At 67.8% G+C, this 1104-nt stretch carries 1 protein-coding gene; it reads left to right on the forward strand.

Annotation, left to right across the window (positions count from 1 at the left end; all coding sequences use genetic code 11):
- Window positions 1–1104: Hsp70 family protein (locus tag AR3_RS29070; protein WP_157406856.1), on the forward strand; the 1104-nt coding region annotated here is incomplete at both ends.

Genomic DNA, 1104 nt, shown 5'->3' on the forward strand with positions numbered 1-1104 from the left:
GGGACGACCAACTCGGTCGTGGCGATCCTGGAGGGCGGGGAGCCCACGGTGATCGCCAACGCGGAGGGAGCGCGGACCACGCCGTCCGTCGTGGCCTTCGCCAAGAACGGTGAAGTGCTGGTCGGCGAGGTCGCCAAGCGCCAGGCGGTGACCAACGTCGACCGCACCATCCGGTCGGTGAAGCGGGAGATGGGCACCGACTGGAAGAAGAAGATCGACGACAAGGACTTCACCCCGCAGCAGATCAGCGCGTTCGTGCTGCAGAAGCTCAAGCGGGACGCCGAGGCGTACCTGGGCGAGCAGATCACCGACGCGGTGATCACCGTCCCCGCCTACTTCTCCGACCACCAGCGGCAGGCGACCAAGGAGGCCGGGCAGATCGCCGGCCTGAACGTGCTGCGCATCATCAACGAGCCCACGTCGGCGGCGCTGGCCTACCACCTGGAGAAGGAGAACGAGGCCACCATCTTGGTGTTCGACCTGGGCGGCGGCACCTTCGACGTGTCGCTGCTGGAGGTCGGCGACGGGGTGGTGGAGGTCAAGGCCACCAGCGGTGACAACCACCTGGGCGGCGACGACTGGGACAACGCGATCGTCGACTGGCTGGTCGAGCGGTTCAAGAACGCCAACGGCGTCGACCTGTCCAAGGACAAGATGGCGCTGCAGCGGCTGCGGGAGGCGGCCGAGAAGGCCAAGATCGAGCTGTCGTCGTCGTCGGAGACGCAGATCAACCTGCCCTACATCACCGCGTCGGCCGAGGGCCCGCTGCACCTGGACGAGAAGCTGTCGCGGGCGGAGTTCCAGCGGATGACCGCCGACCTGCTGGAGCGGACCAAGAAGCCGTTCCACCAGGTCATCAAGGACGCCGGCATCACCGTCAACGACATCGACCACGTCGTCCTGGTCGGCGGCTCGACCCGCATGCCCGCGGTGTCCGAGCTGGTCAAGGAGCTGACCGGCGGCAAGGAGCCGAACAAGGGCGTCAACCCCGACGAGGTCGTCGCCGTGGGCGCCGCGCTGCAGGCCGGCGTGCTCAAGGGCGAGGTGAAGGACGTCCTGCTGCTGGACGTCACCCCGCTGAGCCTGGGCATCGAGACCAAGGGC

The organism is Actinomadura rubrobrunea NBRC 15275, assembly GCF_001552235.1.
In the GTDB taxonomy this organism is placed as follows: Bacteria; Actinomycetota; Actinomycetes; order Streptosporangiales; family Streptosporangiaceae; genus Spirillospora; species Spirillospora viridilutea.